This window comes from Natronogracilivirga saccharolytica (assembly GCF_017921895.1).
In the GTDB taxonomy this organism is placed as follows: Bacteria; Bacteroidota; Rhodothermia; order Balneolales; family Natronogracilivirgulaceae; genus Natronogracilivirga; species Natronogracilivirga saccharolytica.
Window position 1 is genome coordinate 95802 of record NZ_JAFIDN010000009.1, and the last position, 17394, is coordinate 113195.

At 52.5% G+C, this 17394-nt stretch carries 14 protein-coding genes; 9 read left to right on the forward strand and 5 right to left on the reverse strand.

What is annotated here, in order from left to right:
* Nucleotides 1-136 precede the first annotated feature (136 nt).
* The 4 genes from alaS to NATSA_RS11400 all read left to right on the forward strand — a co-directional run bounded on the left by alaS (nt 137) and on the right by NATSA_RS11400 (nt 6618).
* The gene (gene alaS / locus NATSA_RS11385) at nt 137-2821 is read left to right on the forward strand and encodes an alanine--tRNA ligase (RefSeq protein WP_210512723.1); all 2685 of its coding nucleotides are present in this window, start codon (nt 137-139) and stop codon (nt 2819-2821) included.
* A gap of 241 nt (nt 2822-3062) precedes the next feature.
* A complete protein-coding gene (gene pdhA / locus NATSA_RS11390; protein ID WP_210512724.1) occupies nt 3063-4139 on the forward strand; it encodes a pyruvate dehydrogenase (acetyl-transferring) E1 component subunit alpha in 1077 nt (358 codons plus the stop codon).
* A gap of 79 nt (nt 4140-4218) precedes the next feature.
* Nucleotides 4219-5199, forward strand: a complete 981-nt coding sequence (locus tag NATSA_RS11395; protein WP_210512725.1) for a pyruvate dehydrogenase complex E1 component subunit beta — start codon at nt 4219-4221, stop codon at nt 5197-5199.
* A gap of 24 nt (nt 5200-5223) precedes the next feature.
* Complete coding sequence (locus tag NATSA_RS11400) at nt 5224-6618, forward strand: pyruvate dehydrogenase complex dihydrolipoamide acetyltransferase (protein ID WP_210512726.1); 1395 nt, start codon at nt 5224-5226, stop codon at nt 6616-6618.
* Between the two features lie 84 nt (nt 6619-6702).
* Here NATSA_RS11400 and NATSA_RS11405 read toward each other — a convergent pair whose 3' ends face one another.
* On the reverse strand, nt 6703-7407 hold the full coding sequence (locus NATSA_RS11405) for a uracil-DNA glycosylase family protein (protein ID WP_210512727.1): 705 nt from the start codon (nt 7405-7407) through the stop codon (nt 6703-6705).
* A gap of 65 nt (nt 7408-7472) precedes the next feature.
* Between NATSA_RS11405 and NATSA_RS11410 the strand changes: the two genes are divergently transcribed.
* The 5 genes from NATSA_RS11410 (at nt 7473) to NATSA_RS11430 (ending at nt 13090) form a co-directional block, all read left to right on the forward strand.
* A complete protein-coding gene (locus NATSA_RS11410; RefSeq protein ID WP_210512728.1) occupies nt 7473-8009 on the forward strand; it encodes a TspO/MBR family protein in 537 nt (178 codons plus the stop codon).
* Between the two features lie 137 nt (nt 8010-8146).
* Nucleotides 8147-8995 (forward strand): protein-L-isoaspartate(D-aspartate) O-methyltransferase, encoded by an 849-nt coding sequence (locus tag NATSA_RS11415; protein WP_210512729.1) that lies wholly within the window; start codon nt 8147-8149, stop codon nt 8993-8995.
* Nucleotides 8996-8999: 4 nt separating this feature from the next.
* The gene (locus NATSA_RS11420) at nt 9000-11408 is read left to right on the forward strand and encodes a spermidine synthase family protein (protein WP_210512730.1); all 2409 of its coding nucleotides are present in this window, start codon (nt 9000-9002) and stop codon (nt 11406-11408) included.
* A 186-nt stretch (nt 11409-11594) separates the two neighbouring features.
* Complete coding sequence (locus tag NATSA_RS11425; protein ID WP_210512731.1) at nt 11595-12173, forward strand: hypothetical protein; 579 nt, start codon at nt 11595-11597, stop codon at nt 12171-12173.
* 2 nt (nt 12174-12175) lie between these two features.
* The gene (locus NATSA_RS11430; protein ID WP_210512732.1) at nt 12176-13090 is read left to right on the forward strand and encodes an AEC family transporter; all 915 of its coding nucleotides are present in this window, start codon (nt 12176-12178) and stop codon (nt 13088-13090) included.
* Between the two features lie 138 nt (nt 13091-13228).
* Here NATSA_RS11430 and NATSA_RS11435 read toward each other — a convergent pair whose 3' ends face one another.
* The 4 genes from NATSA_RS11435 to NATSA_RS11450 all read right to left on the reverse strand — a co-directional run bounded on the left by NATSA_RS11435 (nt 13229) and on the right by NATSA_RS11450 (nt 17247).
* Nucleotides 13229-13753 (reverse strand): type 1 glutamine amidotransferase domain-containing protein, encoded by a 525-nt coding sequence (locus NATSA_RS11435; RefSeq protein ID WP_210512733.1) that lies wholly within the window; start codon nt 13751-13753, stop codon nt 13229-13231.
* A gap of 172 nt (nt 13754-13925) precedes the next feature.
* A complete protein-coding gene (locus tag NATSA_RS11440; RefSeq protein ID WP_210512734.1) occupies nt 13926-15446 on the reverse strand; it encodes a capsule assembly Wzi family protein in 1521 nt (506 codons plus the stop codon).
* Entirely contained in the window at nt 15443-15982 is a 540-nt protein-coding gene (locus NATSA_RS11445; RefSeq protein WP_210512735.1) for an HD domain-containing protein, read from the reverse strand. Before NATSA_RS11445 ends, NATSA_RS11440 begins: the two co-directional genes overlap by 4 nt.
* A gap of 47 nt (nt 15983-16029) precedes the next feature.
* Nucleotides 16030-17247, reverse strand: a complete 1218-nt coding sequence (locus tag NATSA_RS11450; protein ID WP_210512736.1) for an FAD-dependent oxidoreductase — start codon at nt 17245-17247, stop codon at nt 16030-16032.
* Nucleotides 17248-17394: the final 147 nt, after the last annotated feature.

The following is a 17394-nucleotide window of genomic DNA, read 5'->3' on the forward strand; positions in this document are numbered from 1 at the left end:
CTTTTACATACTCAGCTTCAAGCATATATCACCAGTATTTATTATCTTATCAGGCTTTACACATATCGTTCTGAAGATGCGTGCAGGCTGATAAACGCATCCAGAAAACCTAATAACAAACGAAACTGAGTACTGAATGTCCGTTCGCAGCTCACACCAGATCCGCCGGGATTTTTTCGAGTTTTTCCGTGAAAAAAAACACATCATCGTGGAAAGTGCGCCGGTTGTGCCGGAGAATGATCCGACACTGCTGTTTATCAACGCCGGAATGAACCCCTTCAAACCCATCTTCCTTGGTGAAGAGCAGGGGCTTAAGCGCTCCGGAAAGCAGTGGCAGCGCGCAGCCAACACCCAGAAATGCATCCGTGTCAGCGGCAAGCACAACGATCTGGATGAGGTGGGTCACGATACCTATCACCATACGCTCTTCGAAATGCTCGGCAACTGGTCATTTGGCGACTATTTCAAAAAGGAAGCAATTGCCTGGGCTTGGGAGCTGCTGGTTGACCGGTGGGGACTGGAGCCCGACCGGCTTTATGCCACGGTTTTCGAGGGCGATGACAGAGACGGCCTGCCTGCCGATGAAGAGGCTGCAGGGTTGTGGGCATCCGAAACGCCCATAGCCAAAGATCACATTCTCAAGTACGGCAAAGCCGATAATTTCTGGGAAATGGGAGATACCGGTCCGTGCGGACCCTGCTCCGAGGTGCACATTGACCTGCGTCCGGATGCCGAACGCAAGAAGGTGGACGGTGCCACACTTGTCAACCAGGATGATCCCAGGGTTATGGAGATCTGGAATCTGGTTTTTATTCAGTTCAACCGGCAGAAAGACGGTTCGCTGAATCCGCTGCCGGCCCGGCACGTTGATACGGGAATGGGCTTCGAGCGGATCGTCGCCGTACTGCAGGGCAAGCGCTCCAATTACGACACAGACATTTTTACTCCGCTTCTGGATGCCATCAGCAAACGGGCCGGGGTTGCATACGGCAAGGCTGAGCAGACCGATATTGCCATGAGAGTGGTGGCCGACCATATTCGGGCCGTCAGTTTTGCCGTGGCCGACGGGGCTGCGCCCAGCAACGAAGACCGTGGATATGTGATCCGCCGGATTCTGAGACGCGCAAGCCGCTATGCCTGGGACCGGCTCAATATCCGCGAAGCGTTCATGGCTGAACTCGTGGACGTCCTTGCAGAGCAGTTTGCCGATGTGTTTCCCGAACTCAAGGAAAAAAAGCGCCACGTTACAAAGGTCGTGACCTCCGAAGAGACTTCTTTCCTTCGCACGCTCGACCAGGGGATCGCTTACTTCAATCAGATGACAGAGAGCATGTCCGGCGGGCAGTCGGTGATTTCCGGTGATGATGCATTCAAGCTGCACGATACCTACGGGTTTCCTATCGATCTCACGGAGCTGATGGCCCGCGAGCGGGGGCTGAAAGTCGATCATGAGCGGTTCCATGAGCTGATGGAAGAGCAGAAAGACCGTGCCCGCAAGGCCGGCAAATTCAAATCCGGCGAGGATGATGACCAGCCCGACCTGTCGCGGCACTTTTCCACTTCAGCAGGAACAGGCTCCGAGTTCACCGGATACGATGAACGCAAGTCGACGTGCCGCATACTGGAAGTACAGGATGTGAACGGCAGGACAGCTGTGCTGCTTGACCGTACTCCGTTTTATGCTGAGAGCGGGGGACAGATCTCCGACACGGGTGTGCTTGCCAATCCGGATAGCGGTGTCACCCTGAATGTAAAAGATGTGGCCGACATTGCCGGTCACCGGGTGCATTTTGTCGACAAGATGCCTGACAGCCGGGAAGGAACCTGGATAGCGGCTGTTGATGCCGACCGTCGTGCGGAAATCGAGCGTCACCACACGGCCACGCATCTGCTGCATGCCGCCTTGCGTGAGACACTGGGCAATCATGTGGCTCAGCGCGGGTCACTTGTGGCGCCGGACCGTCTTCGCTTTGATTTCTCGCACTATGAGCCGGTGACTCAGGAGCAGCTGGATGAGATTGAGCAGCGGGTGAATGAGAAGGTCAGGCAGAATATTCCGATGGAGGAGGAGCGGGACGTTCCCATTGACGAGGCGAAAAAGCGCGGGGCGATGATGTTGTTCGGGGAGAAGTACGGAGAAAGGGTGCGGATTGTAACGTTTGATCCCGATTATTCCGTCGAACTCTGCGGAGGAACGCATGTGGATGCCACCGGAAAGGTCGGTTATCTGCGTCTGGTTTCCGAGTCATCCGTAGCCGCGGGAATCCGGCGCCTGGAGGCGGTGAGCGGATCGGTCGCCGATACGTATCTCCGGAGTGAAAAACATATGCTGCAGAACATACGCCGTCAGATCGGTACTTCCGGGCAGCCGGATAAGGAAATTGAGCGGCTGATGGAAGAGCGGAAGCAGCTTGAAAAGGAGTTGTCCCGGATGAACCGCCTTAAAGCCGGATTGCGGTTTGATGAACTGCTCTCCGGGGCGGAGGCTACTGAAGGCGGTATCCGGCTGGTTGCCGGTGAAATTGAAGATGCCGATATGAATACCCTCAAACAGCTTGGTTATGACGGGCTGGATAAGGCCGGCGAAAAAACTGTGATTGTGCTTGGAGCCCGTGATGAGGAAAAAGGAAAGGCGTTCCTGATGGCAGCAGTAACAGACGATCTGATTGCTTCCGGTATAAAAGCCGGCGAGCTGGTCGGAAAACTTGCCAAAACGGTAGGCGGCGGCGGTGGTGGTCAGCCCAACCTGGCAACCGCCGGCGGAAAAAAGCCGGATCAGCTGCAAAAGGTTTTCGATCAGGCAAAAGACGAGCTCGGCTGAGCGCGACCGGAAACCCGGATCGCTGAAATTGTTCAAAGACCGTTGCCGGCCTGAATTTTTCAGAATGATTCAGGCCACTTGCGTGTTAATAGAGCTCAGAAAGCTCAACTATTTTCTGTATATTTGCAAGCGAAAATTAAGACGGATTCATCCGAAATACGGGATCCGCACAGAAACATGAGTTCAGATCTCAATCAGTACAGAGAAATAAATTACATCAGTAAAATATATCAGAATCTCAATGTCTAATAACAGTAAAGAGAACATTAAAAGCAAAACAGCGTCCATAATAAGGGCAACCGATCTTCCAAAGGCGACACAGAAGACGCATAAGGGGCTGAACATTTCCGAAGATGAATTGCTGGAACTCTACAAATCCATGTATCTGCAGCGGCGCTTCGAGGAGCGGTCCATGCAGATGTACCAAAAAGGCAAATTCGGAGGATTCCTTCATTTGTACATTGGTCAGGAAGCCGTTTCTACCGGATCAGCATTTGCTCTCAGGGAAGATGATGACTTCATAACGGCATACCGCGATCATGGCATGGGACTGGTAAAAGGGATTACTCCCAACGAAGCCATGGCCGAACTGTTCGGTAAAAAGGACGGATGCAGCAGGGGCAAGGGCGGATCCATGCACTATTTCAAGCCGGAAAAACACTTCTGGGGTGGTCATGCCATTGTCGGTGCTCATCTGCCGCTGGCTGCCGGCATTGCGTTTGCCAACAAGTACAAAGAAAATGACCGTGTTACCATCTGTTTCTTCGGTGACGGTGCCGTTGACCAGGGTTCGCTGAATGAAAGCTTCAACCTGGCCCAGCTCTGGAAGCTGCCGGTTATTTACGTCGTGGAAAACAACGGCTATTCGATGGGAACTGCCGTGCAGCGGCACAGTGCCGGCGATCTGGCCGACCGCGCTCTTCCATATGGAATGAAATTTGACAAAGTGAACGGAATGGACCTGTTCAGCATGATCGAAAAGATCCGGGAAGTCGGCGAGGAAGTCCGCAAGACTCAGGAACCCTATTTCCTGGAAGTGGTCACCTATCGCTATCGGGGACACTCCATGAGTGATCCGGCCAATTATCGTACGAAGGAAGAGCTCGATGAGTACAAGAAAATTGATCCCATCGAACGTCTCAAAACATACGTCCTCAAAAAGGATATCGCCACTGAAGATGACCTCAAGGCCATCGATGAGGAGGTTGAAAATACCGTGCTTGAGGCTGTTGAGTTTGCCGACAGCAACGAGTTTCCGCCGGTTGAAGAGTTGTACAAAGATGTCTATGCCGAAGACGATTTCCCGTATCTCACCTGATTACGTGTCAGGCAGGAACCGGCATTACACAAAACAGGAACAGATCAGAATCTAACAGAAATTCAGTAACAGTATTACCATGGCGCAACAACAATTCAGAGAAGTAATCCGCGATGCCATCCGTGAAGAGATGGAGCGCGATGAAAATGTCTTTATCATGGGTGAGGAGGTAGCCGAATATAACGGCGCCTATAAGGCCACGCAGGGGTTGCTCGACCAGTTCGGGTACAAGCGGGTCATAGATACCCCGATTTCAGAGCTTGGTTTTTCCGGACTCGGGGTCGGAGCGGCTATGAACGGTCTGCGGCCTATTGTCGAGTTCATGACGTTCAACTTTGCGGTCGTGGGGATGGATCAGCTCATAAACAACGCTGCCAAAATCCGGCACATGAGTGGCGGACAGGTAAAGATTCCCATCGTATTCCGCGGACCGAACGGATCGGCCGGTCAGCTCGCAGCCACCCACTCGGTGTCCTATGAAAGCCTTTACGCCCACTTTCCCGGACTCATAACCATACATCCGTCAGAGCCGTACGATGCCAAAGGACTGCTGAAAGCTGCCATCCGGGATGACAATCCCGTCATTTTCCTTGAGTCGGAGCAAATGTACGGACTCAAGCAGGAGATTCCTGAGGAGGAGTATCTGCTGCCCATAGGCAAGGCCGAAATTAAAAGAGAAGGATCGGATGTTACCGTTGTAGCTGACGGCAAAATGTATCATATTGCCAAACAGGCTGCGGAGCAGTTGTCCAAAGATGGTGTCGAGGCGGAAATTATTGATCCCCGGACCATCAAACCGTTTGATATGGAGACCGTGATTGCATCGGTCAAAAAGACCAACCGCTGTGTGGTGGTTGATGAATCACATCCCTTCGGTGGTGTGGCTTCCGAAGTCGGCTTTCAGATCCAGCGGGATGCCTTTGACTATCTGGATGCTCCCGTTCAGCGGGTCACGATCCCGGATGTGCCAGCTCCGTTCTCCAAACAGCTGTTTGATGCCTGGCTGCCCGGACCCAAACAGGTTATTGATGCTGTCAACACCGTAACCTACAGAAATTAACGACACAATATTTGAGGAAGCATTATGGCAACGATAATTGACATGCCCAAGCTCAGTGACACGATGGAAGAGGGCACCATCTCCAAATGGAACATTAAGGAAGGCGATAAAGTGGAAGCCGGTGACATCGTGGCGGAAGTGGAAACCGACAAGGCTACCATGCAGCTCGAGGCATTTGATCCCGGAACCGTACTGAAGATTCTTGTCAATGAAGGAGATGCCGTTCCACTGGGCGCCAAACTGGTGATACTTGGCGAAGAAGGGGAAGATATTTCCGGAATGGTGGATGGAGAAAGTTCCGATGCTGGTGCTGATACTGCAGAGAAGGACGAGCAGGATCAGAAAGACAAGGAAGGTGATGATGCCGGAGAAGAGGATCAGAAAGCCGATGAGTCCGGAGCTGAGAAAAAGAAGGGTTCCGGCAAGGATTTTGACCCGCTGTTCGGCGACCTGAAAAAAGAGAAGAAAGCCGGTGGCAACGGAGAGTCCGGGGATGACCGCAAAGATGACGGCCGTATCAAAGTTTCCCCGCTGGCAAGAAAAATGGCGGAAGAACGCGGAATTGACCTGGGTAAAGTCCGGGGTTCCGGTCCGCATGGACGCATTGTCAAGGATGATATCGAGAACTTCAAGGATGAGGCTCCGGCCAAAGAATCCGCCGCTGCTCAGCCGGACGAAAAGCAGGAAGACAAAAAAGCTGCAGAGGCTCCAAAACCCTCTGTTTCCGGTACCAGCCTGCGCGAGGATGAAGACATCAAGGTCTCACAGATGCGCAAGACTATCGGAAAGCGTTTGGCCGAGAGCAAATTTACCTATCCGCATTTCTATGAAACCGTGGATATCGACATGAAACGGGCTATTGAAGTCCGTGCTTCTCTGAATGAAGTCAGCGATGTCAAAATCAGCTTTAACGACCTGGTTGTCAAGTCAGTGTCGGTTGCATTGCGCCGCCACCCGTGGATTAACTCATCCTGGCTGGGTGATGTGATTCGCCTGCATGGAGATGTCAATGTTGCCGTTGCCGTGGCTGTGGATGAAGGGCTTCTCACACCGGTCATCCGGCATACCGATCAGAAAGGTTTGCGGGACATATCGGCAGAGACCAAAGACTTTGCCGCACGGGCACGTGACAAAAAGCTTCAGCCCGAGGATTGGGAGGGAAGCACCTTTACAGTAAGCAATCTGGGTATGTTCGGCATTGAAGAATTCACAGCGATTATCAATCCGCCGAATGCCTGTATCCTTGCGATCGGTGCCATTCGTGATGTACCGGTAGTGGAAAATGGCGAAGTGGTACCCGGAAAGCGCATGAAAGTGACGCTCTCCAGCGATCACCGCGTGGTAGACGGCGCCAAAGCTGCCGAGTTTCTGAGCACACTTCGCAACCTGCTTGAGAATCCGACATCCATGCTGTTGTGACAGCCGGCAGTTTGTGCGGTATTCTGTATTCTGAACACTGTCGTCACTGGTGACTTTGGTCGGTCACAATCGTGGCATTCACTTTCAGGTCATAGAGCGGGAGAGTGCAGTCGCATAGCCGTCTGCATACTCCTGCATTCTTTTCGACCGGTACTGCACTACAAAACGCGGATGGTCAAGCGGGACGACCTCCCCGAACCATCCGTTTTTTTTGTTCAATGCATTGAGATATTTGAAATTTTTTCCGCGCCCCATGCAAAAGCACAAATCGGTTGCCGCACCGAAACCGATCTGTCGCTCTATGCACTCTTCGATAAACGGGGTAACCGCCTCCTGGAGCTGCCGGTCATCGTAAAAATTGTAGTTTACCTCATTTCCCTTCTCATTCCGGCGTGTGAATCCGAGCGGACAGACCGAATTGATGTAAAACCGGCTGTAAAAGGTATCCGGACCGCCCAGCGCATCGATCACTTCATACACGAAAACCGATGAAGGTTCATGTGTGGGATCGATGGCGATGTCAATGCCGCAGACGTCTCTCATGCGCTTTGTGTCGGTAAACGGCACACCGGTCACTCCGGCACCAAATCTTCCGGGATTAATGCCAAGAATCAGGTGACGCGGCCGGTTGTCGGAGTAGAACTTGCGGTAAAACCGGGAGGTGACATCCCGGATGGTATCGGCATGCTCCCCGCGGAAAGGGTTCATTACGGAAATCCTGTCCGGCAGCAAAGCCTCATCCAGTTCCAGCTGCTCGTTAAAAGCCAGTATTTGTTCGGCAATAGTCATTTAAAAGTTCCGAAAATGCATTATGTTACGATTGGTAGTGTACGGTGGATCAAATATACAACCCGATGAGCAGATTGCACAGTTTTCTGACGCTGATTTTCAGCATCCTGATCGCCCAGTCCGCCGGTCTGATTGGGTCCGTCGCCACGCGGCCCAATATTGATACCTGGTACCGCACCATTGCAAAGCCGGACTTCACGCCACCTGACTGGGTGTTCCCGGTAGTCTGGCCCACACTTTTTCTGCTTATGGGCATAGCTGCCTGGCTGGTGTACCGTTCCGGGGCCCGGACCAGCGGTTATTACAGCGGAAGAACGGCGTCCTATGAAAACATGCTGCTGAGAAAAGCGGTATCGCCATGGCTGGCCCTTTCCGTATACGGAGTTCATCTGCTGTTCAACGTGCTCTGGTCATTCCTCTTTTTCGAATGGCAGCTCCTTGGCCTGGCTTTTATCGAGGTGCTGTTCCTTCTGGCTCTGATCATCATCACGGCCAGGCTGTTTTACCTCATCCGTCCGCTGGCCGGATACCTGATGATTCCGTACATTTTTTGGGTCAGCTATGCATCGGTTCTGAACGGAACCATCTGGTGGATAAATTAAAGCGCATCAGATTATTCAATCTTGTGCACAATAGAACGGGCTTGACAACTTTATCTGAATACCATCCGGAAATTTCACAGAACGCATCCGGAATCACATAAAAATTCATGAGCAATTACACTTTTTCCCGAAATATTATGAATAACATTCCCTGGAAACACGCACGTGAGATCATGAATCTGACCGCACGCCGCATTGCAATGCCGCAAGGAATAACGAAATTCAAAAAAGCATGGGCTGTGCCGCTGTGCATTTTGATGCTTGTCCTTGTGCTGCCTGCCGGTGCCGGTGAATCGCTCCTGTCCGCACAAACGAGCATTGCCGGGGAACGGGGTTCCGGAGCGGACGAAGACAGATTTGCCAGCCAGCGTGAACAGATGGTGGAACAGCAAATAGCCGGCCGGGGAATCGACAACAGCGAGACACTTGAAGCAATGCGGAATGTGCCGCGTCATCTTTTTGTGCGCTCATCCGACCAGCGCAGGGCGTATTCCGACGGACCCATGCCCATCGGCCACGGACAAACCATTTCACAACCCTATATTGTGGCCTACATGACTCAGCTCATCGAGCCGAAACCGGACATGAATGTGCTTGAGATCGGAACCGGATCCGGTTACCAGGCTGCCGTTCTTGCCGAAATAACGGATAACGTATTCACCATTGAAATTATCGGTGATCTTGCGGAATGGGGCGGACAGAACCTTCAAGAAGCCGGTTATGATCATGTTCAGGTCAAGCACGCCGACGGCTATTACGGATGGGAAGAGCATGCCCCGTTTGATGCCATTGTGGTGACCGCTGCCGCCGATCACATCCCATCCCCGCTGGTGGAGCAGCTGAAGGATGGCGGACGCATGATTATTCCGGTCGGGTCGCCGTTTCAGACCCAGAATCTGATGCTGGTCCAGAAAGATGGCGATGATGTCCGGACCCGCAACCTGATGCCGGTCCGTTTCGTGCCATTCACCAGGGAAGAAGAGTAGGCGAATGACTTTTCGCAGTGTCGGCATAGCCCTTCGCAATATCAGTATTCCGCTTTCTGTTGGTGTCGCCTCGGTATCGGTGATTTCATTTCAGCTGGTGATCATGCAGATTCTGTCGATCACCCAGTGGCACCATTTCGCCTATATGGTCATATCCATGGCCATGCTGGGCTTCGGGGCTGCCGGAACAGTGCTGGCCCTGTTCAGAGAGTGGATGAAATCGCACTTTGAGGTGCTGCTGCCGGTATTGTACCTGCTGTCAGGCATTTCGATGGCCGGAACCGCCTGGATGGTTGGTATATTTGGTGATTTTGACGCCTTTCTTCTCTTCTTCGAGCGGGCACAGATTGGCCTGATGGTCTTCTCATATCTGATTTACTGCCTGCCCTTCTTTTTCAGCGGCCTTGCCATCACACTGGTTTTTTATTGCAAGGTGGATGAGATCAGCAAACTCTATTTCTTCAATCTGGCAGGATCTGCAGCCGGCGCCCTGTTTGTTATCCTGCTCTTCTGGATACTTCCGCTCGGATATGTTGCCTCTGTTCTGGCGCTTCTGCCACTGACTGCCGCCTGGCTTGTACGGCCGGATTCGCTGCCCGTCCGCTCACTTACCATAGCCGGACTTCTGTTTCCTGCAGCCGGGCTTCTCTTTCCTGTTACTCCCGAAACATCGGAATACAAAGCGATATATGCAGCCAGACAGCTCCCCGATGCCGAAATCGTTCACGAAACATCCAGTCCCTACGGTTTGCTGCAGGTAGTCAGTGCCCCCGCTCAGCGATTTGCTCCGGCGCTCAGCCTGCAGCACCGTGGAGAGCCGCCCGTCCGTGATGTCATGTTCAACAACGGTGAGTATTTCGGGACACTGCTGGGAATCCTCGATCCTGAGGATGGTCCGCACATTCTGGACTACACCACACGCGGGCTGCCTTTTGCCCTGCGTGATCAAAAATCGATGCTGGTTCTCAAAGCCGGCACCGGAACCGACGTTTCGCAAGGCGTCTACCACGATGTGGAGCAGATTACGGTGGTCGAGCCGCACCGGCAGTCCAACCGGTTGCTGATCCGGGATCATCCGGAATGGATCGATTCGCTGTACCGTCATCCCGCAGTGAATGTTTACGGCAACAGTGTGCGGACCTGGCTTGCAGGTTCTGATAAACAGAAAATGGATTTGGTGGTGCTTCCGGTTCTTGGTGCTTTCGGCGGAACCTCGGGGGTGCATGCGTTGCAGGAGCAGTACCATCTGACACACGAGGCCTTTGAAGCGTACTGGGAACAGCTGGCCCCCGACGGCATGATTTCCGTTACCGCATGGGATGAGCACCCGCCCCGGACATCGCTGAAGCTGCTTGCGACCTGGCGGTCAATGCTGGATACGCATGGCAAGGATGAACCAGCCGATCACATCATGGCCGTCAGAAACTGGGGGACGATAACATTTCTGATGAGCCGGTCGCCCTTTACATCAGCCGAACGGGATAAGGCACGCGAATTTTCACGGGACCGGTCGTTTGATCCGCTCGTGATGTCGGACATCCGCGCCGAAGAGCGCGAGCGCTTCAACGAAACCGAAGATCCCGGATTTTTCGACTATGTGGATACCCTTGTATTCGGCAAACCGGAGCGGTTCCTTGAGGGCTACACTTTTGACATTTCTCCGGCAACCGACAACCGGCCGTTTTTCTCCCATTTCATGACGCTCGAAAGCATTCCGGAGCTGCGTGAGATGTACGGGGATGATCAAATCCCGTATATGGAGCTTGGCTTTGTAATGGCCTGGGCAACGCTTGTGCAAATTGTGGTCGCTTCCATTGTGCTGATCATATTGCCGCTGTTCCGGGTTGGATGGAAGGGAACCCGCCGCCGGTGGACATTTCTCTATTTCAGTGGTATCGGTACAGGGTTCATGTTTTTCGAGATGGTTCTGATACAGAAGCTTGTGCTATATCTCGGTCAGCCGGTTTATGCCACAGCCGCGGTTCTGGCTGCGCTGCTGCTGTTTTCCGGTATCGGCAGCCGGTTCTCATCCAGGCTTCCGGCAAACAGAACGGCACTTGTCCGGACGGGACTGACCGTAGTTGCCCTGATCGTTTTATACACATTCCTGCTGATGCCGCTGCTGAGTGTGACGATGTCCTGGCCGGTATTTGGCAAGGTGCTGACCGTGGCCCTGCTGCTGGCGCCCCCGGCATTTTTCATGGGTATGATGTTTCCCTTTGGTCTGCGGCGCCTCTCCGGCAGCAATGACACCCAGATCCCGTGGGCATGCGGAATTGACAGCTGCCTGTCGGTATCGGCTACAGCGCTGGCCACAGTTGTGGCGCTGGGATCGGGATTTGGCCTGGTGATGGGCATCGCTGCGGCAGCATACGGGCTGACGACACTGGCCGCACTGCGGATGGGAGAGTGAACGGATTACCGCTGTTTTCGGCGGAATTGACAGACCACATTGGTAATCAAGCCGAAAAAATTGTTAAATTCCCGTCGAATTCCCGCGAACGGACCAAGTCATCATTTAGAACGAATTAGAACGAAATCAACCGCTATCCGGAAACTTCTGGTCAAAACCGGGAGAGGCCCGGCAAATCAAAACGACATGATTACGAAATATACCCGCTGTTTTCTCATTCTTCCTCTGCTCCTGGCCACAATGACCATGACTTCATGCAACGATTCTGCAGAAGATGGACGTCAGTTTCTCGAAAACCTGAGCCAGTATTGCGGATACGCCTATGAGGGACGGACCACGGAATTTGCCCTGGGAACCGGTGATGACGACCATCCGCTGGAAGACCCGCGCATGCTCATGATTCTCGAGGATTGCTCCGAAGAGGAAATCCGTATTCCCTTCCATGTCGATGACGACACTTCACGGACATGGATTCTGGAAATGAGGGACGGCACGCTGCATCTGAGCCATGATCACCGCTATCCCGACGGGACCGAATATGATCAGAACATGTACGGCGGATATTCCGACGCGCGCGCTTCCGATGTCAAGCATTTTTTTCCGGCTGATGAGTTTACCATCGCCGAGCGTCCTCAGCGGGAAATAAATGTCTGGTCCAAGGAAATCGATACGGAAAACGACGTCTATTATTACCGGCTTTACCTGGACGGCGAGCTCAGTTTTGAAGCCACTTTCGACCTGGGTGATCCGCTTCCCGTTCCCTGATCATGGATCCTTTAGCACCGGCTTTTTTACTTATTGCAAGCCTGCTGATCGGAGTAATTCTTCAGTTTGTCAAGGCGTTTCCCGATAACAGCTATCTGGTTCTCAATCAGTATGTGATTTATGTCGCTCTTCCGGCTGTGGGACTCATACATATCCCGGAAATCGAGATTCAGACAGATTTGCTCTACCCGGTTGCAAGCGCCTGGATTATCTTTTTCATGGCCATCGTCCTGATCAACATGGCAGGCCGGTGGCTGAGCTGGTCACGACAAACCATAGGATGCATCATTCTGACGGGCGGACTGGGCAACACCCTTTTTATCGGTTACCCTGTCGCTGAAACCCTTTTCGGCCAGGAGGGACTGAGCATGGCATTGCTGATGGATCAGTCGGGATCGTTTGTCATTGTCAGCACCATCGGTATAGCAGTAGCCGGAATTTATGCAGCAGGTAAGACAAAAAAACGGGCCCTGCTCCGGCAGGTGGTTACCTTTCCGCCTTTCATTGTATTCATACTGGCTATCATTATGAATATTGCAGGAGTAACCACCGGGGGTATTGTTTTGGATGTGCTTGATGTATTTGCAACAACACTGGCACCTGTGGCACTGATATCGGTGGGAATGCAGCTGAAATTCAGGCAGCGCGGGTATGATTTGCAGCCGATGTCTGTCGGGTTGATATACAAGCTTCTGATTGCACCGGCAATACTGTTTGTGATCTATGTTTTGATCACCGGCGGTGAAGGTGTTGCCGTGCAGGCAAGCATTATCCAGGCAGCAACTCCACCCAACATAACCGGCTCCATATTGGCAACAACCTACGGACTCAATCCGCGTCTCGCATCCCAGATGGTCAGCGTGGGAATTCCGGTTTCCGTTCTTACGATGGCGTTCTGGTACGTGATTATTGCCTGACCTTCGCTGCCGGCCAGGCAGGTATTTTGTAGCACATACCAATTCAGCCCGGCAAGTATTAGTGGGGTCAGAATAATCCAGGCTAATTCAGCCCGGCAACCAGTGTGTGGCGCATAGTGAAATGCCTGCTTTACAGCCTTACCGGATCATCGCCTTGATGATTTCACGGCAGAAAGCGGGGAGATCATTCGGGTTGCGGCTGCTGATCTGATTGCGGTCCACCACGACCTCCTGATCGACCCATTCCGCTCCGGCATTCTTCAGGTCATCCTTGATTCCGGGGGTGGATGTACAGCGGAATCCATCCATCACACCGGCTGATATGGTGATCCATCCTGCATGACAAATATGAGCCAGCGGCTTTCCGGCTTCATGAATCTCCCTGGTGAGCTGGAGTACACGCGGATCCCGCCGCAGTTTGTCCGGCGCAAAACCTCCCGGAATGACAAGAGCTTCAAAATCACCGGATTCCATTTCGTTGATAGCGGCATCAGACCGGCACGGGTAGCCGTGCTTGCCGGTATAAACAACCCCTTCTTCGGGGCCGGCTACTACAACTTCAGCACCCTCCTCAGTCAGCCGGAGTTTCGGGTACCAGAGTTCAAGATCTTCATATACATGATCAACGAACATCAATACGCGCTTTCCATTCAGTGTGCTCATAGTTTCTGGATTTAGTAAATATTGGAATGTGGGCAGGACTATCTGCAACTACTTGGACAACAATGTGACGCGCTGCTTCATTCGGTTTGCGGGTTAGCAGATTGGTAAACAGGATGAACTTTCAAAAAAAATAGCGGCATGCGAAGCCGGCCGGATAAACGCGACGGGCGCATCAAAATAATGCCGATAACGTCAGTTGAAGTCCGAGGTTGTTTTTATAGACATCCCCGAAGTCGGCAGCAAGACTTACCGCCGCAGTATAATCATCACCCAGCCTGGTTTCCAGATCCAGTAAAAAAGACCATTGATCTTTGCGGTCGAAAAAATTGTTGAATCGCACGCCGTCCGGACGGTCAACGCGCTGTGCTCCGTAATTTCTGCTGTAAGTGGCATATGTGCGGTAATGAACCGGGCCGATATATCCTTTAATTGCCAGATGGTGCCCCAGCAGCTTGTTGTTGGATACCCCGAGATACTGATCCTCGCTGAAATAGAGCGGGTTTCCGATAGCTCTGCCATAGTAAGTCCAGCCACCGCGATAGGCGTAGTGATTGTAGTAGTTGACGTAGGCGGGCTCCCAGTCGCGGTTGCCGGTCAGATGGTAACGTGTACTGAGATATTCGTATGAAACGGCCTTGATCAACGGCCTTTCGGCACCGTTGCGTCGCAGATATCCGCCCCAGAGCCCGTCGCGCAGGCCCGCAAAACGGGCGTTTGGAGTGTCTTCAAGGATGATCTGCCAGATGAGCCCGAGCTGATAGCCACTGATATTGCTCACTATGGAGAAGTCATAGCTGCCGATGTGGTTCTGAAATGCGTTCGGGGTCTCTCCGCCGCCAATGACCTCTTTCGAATCTGAGGCGCGCCCGAAAAAAACATCCAGATAATTGCTGAAACTTTCCGGTGCCTGACCGAAGATGGGTGAATATCCGCCCCACTGGGCGAAATGAACAAGTCCGCCGTGCAGCTCCACAGGCGCATCTTCGGAAAAAATCCGCAGGTAAAGGTGTTTTTGGTGCAGCTTGACTCCGTCCACAAAACGGTATCTGGGAAGCAGTTCGTCATCCACATACCGGTACTCGTCGTCATCCATCCATCCATGGGCAAGCGACGCATTGTAGTACAAAAATCCTGCGGTGCCCGGAACCGTTTGATATCCGTCGGTGGAAAAAGTGATTTTGGGCATCGGCCGTGCATTTTTTGATGCGATCAGTGATCCGACCGACATGTCATGATGAACCAGGCCGAAGGTTTCTCTCTTGCGTCCGGCGGTGAGTTTGAAGTGGCCGTATCCCGCCTGGAAATATGACTCCTGGAAACGGGCGTCAGGTTCGCCTGATGCTCTTGTCAGAAGGTCGGCTCCGGCAGATAGGGCGATTCCCGATTCGAATCGGTAATTCCATGTCCCGTATAGATTAATAGCAGCGTTTTGACTGCCTTTTTCAAGCTCACCATACTGATTGGAATGGAACCAGAAGGGCATGTTTCCGGACGTGCCTGCCGCGGCTCTCACCTGCCAGCCCAGTGCAACGTCACCATCGAAAGGAAATCCCGAAGCAGATGCATCCGGGGCATCGTGTGAGCTGCCGGACAGGGCAGAGGCCTGGCAGTGTGAGAACTGCCACACTGACAGCTGCCAGCCCGAGAGCAGCAAAACAAACCCTATGATATAACAGATGAAACGGATCATCATGAATTTTCAAAGACCTTCGCCAGAAATACGATGTGATCGCCAAGGTCGGTTTCGATCAGCCCGGCACCTTTGTGGATATCATCCCGGTTAACATTGGCGGCAAATCGCTTGTCTTTCATCTTTTTGGTCACGGATTTGGCTTTCATTCCCCTGAATCCTTCAGGGCGCATCAGCGCAACAGCGTGCATGAAACCGCTGATCTCGTCACACGCATACAGATACCGTGCTATTTCCGACTCGGGTTCTGCACCGGTGCGTTCCGGGGCATGAGCGCGGATAGCTTCTATAACTTCCTCGTCCAGACCGGTATCCGGGAAAATGTGATCAAGAGCATAATTGGGATGCTCGTCCGGCTTCTTTTCCCAGTCAAGGTCATGAAGCAGTCCGGCCAGCCACCAGTTTTCCGTAGTCCGGGTGTCCTTGCCGAGTTTCCGGGCATAGGCCTCCATTGCCGAAGCTACCATGTGACAATGCCGCTGCAGGTTTTCGTTGGGTATCCACTCCTCAAGAAGTGCCGTTGCTTCGTTCCTGTCCATGCTGTTACCCTTTTGAATTATTCTGATTTGATATTCCGTTCTGTCAGTCAGTTTTTCTGTTTTCGGGATGTGAATCCGGACAGCTTTTCAGCCAGTGCATTGGTACTTCGCAGTATGACCTTTTTTTCATCCGGAACCGGACGAAGTTTTGACGCTTTCCTGGCTACGTCCAGGGCACAACCCCAGGAAAGACCGACACCGGACCCGCCATGTCCGTAATTATGAATGACCGGTTTTCCGCTGACATTTTTCTGATCGGTTTCGAGACGAAGCCCACCGGGAGTATCTCTTGTGAACCGGTATCCGAAAATGACTTCTCCTCCGAGCGCCTCAATATTTTTCCCGTATGTATTCATGAAAATATCGCGGTTGATCGAAACCAGCCTGGCGGGGATGGCATTTCCGTTGACCGAGATCAGTTCGTCATTGTACCATCTGCGAATGTGGGAACGGTCTTCCGGCCGTTGTACACGAAACCGGCTTCCACCGAAAATCAAACCATCCGCGCGCGGATAAAAATAAAGGTCCATAGGCTTTCCGTGCCGGTCGCAGTACACATCCGCGTCGGGTGTGTATGTATATGAAGGAAAAGGCCCTCCAAATCCATCCGGCAAATTGCGTCGGGGAATATGAAACAAATGACCGGCAATGTAGACCGGGTCGGCGGGATCATCGAACAGATCGATGCCCGCAGCACCGCTGCAGTTTACGATCATATCGCAGGGGAGGGTTTTCAGGCGCTCTCTGTGGAGCTTGATTTTTTCAAAACTGCCTCCGGCCTTTTCGTACATCCCGGCCAGTTCTCTGGTATAAGAGGGCATTTCAGCAAAATAGTAATCGAATTTCCATCCCTTGACGGTGGCTTCGCTTCGTTTCGGCACCCAATCATCCATTTCATTGACCGTAACCACATTTTTCATCAGCTCCAGATAGTCCGGCTGAAGACTTTCCGCCTCGGCTCCTCTGGTTTCGGTAATCTCAAAGTGCGTGTTTTTACTGACGGGCAGGATGTCGTTTTGATGCAGCTTGCCGAAAATGCCGATAGACTTTCGGAAAACGGGATACAGAGTATGGCTGTCAAGATTTCTGGGGATAACGGATGCAGCGGGATAAAGACTTGAAAACATCGGATCGGATGTGTCCGCAGGATAATCCGCCCTGTCGTTAGCATAAATGCGCGTCTTGTATCCCATCAATTGCAGGATCAGGGCCGAGGTGAACCCGTTTATTCCGGCACCAATGACTGCAATGTCGTGTTTTTCCATCGTGGTTGCGTTTGATGTTATTTTTCAGGTATCGGGATTGCCAATTCTTCTTGCCTGTTAAAGTTTCCTGATACATATTAATGGCTTCGGGGGCTCAACGCAATAAAAATGTAAGGCCGCACGCCGGTGCACGAAGCAGGTGCGGCT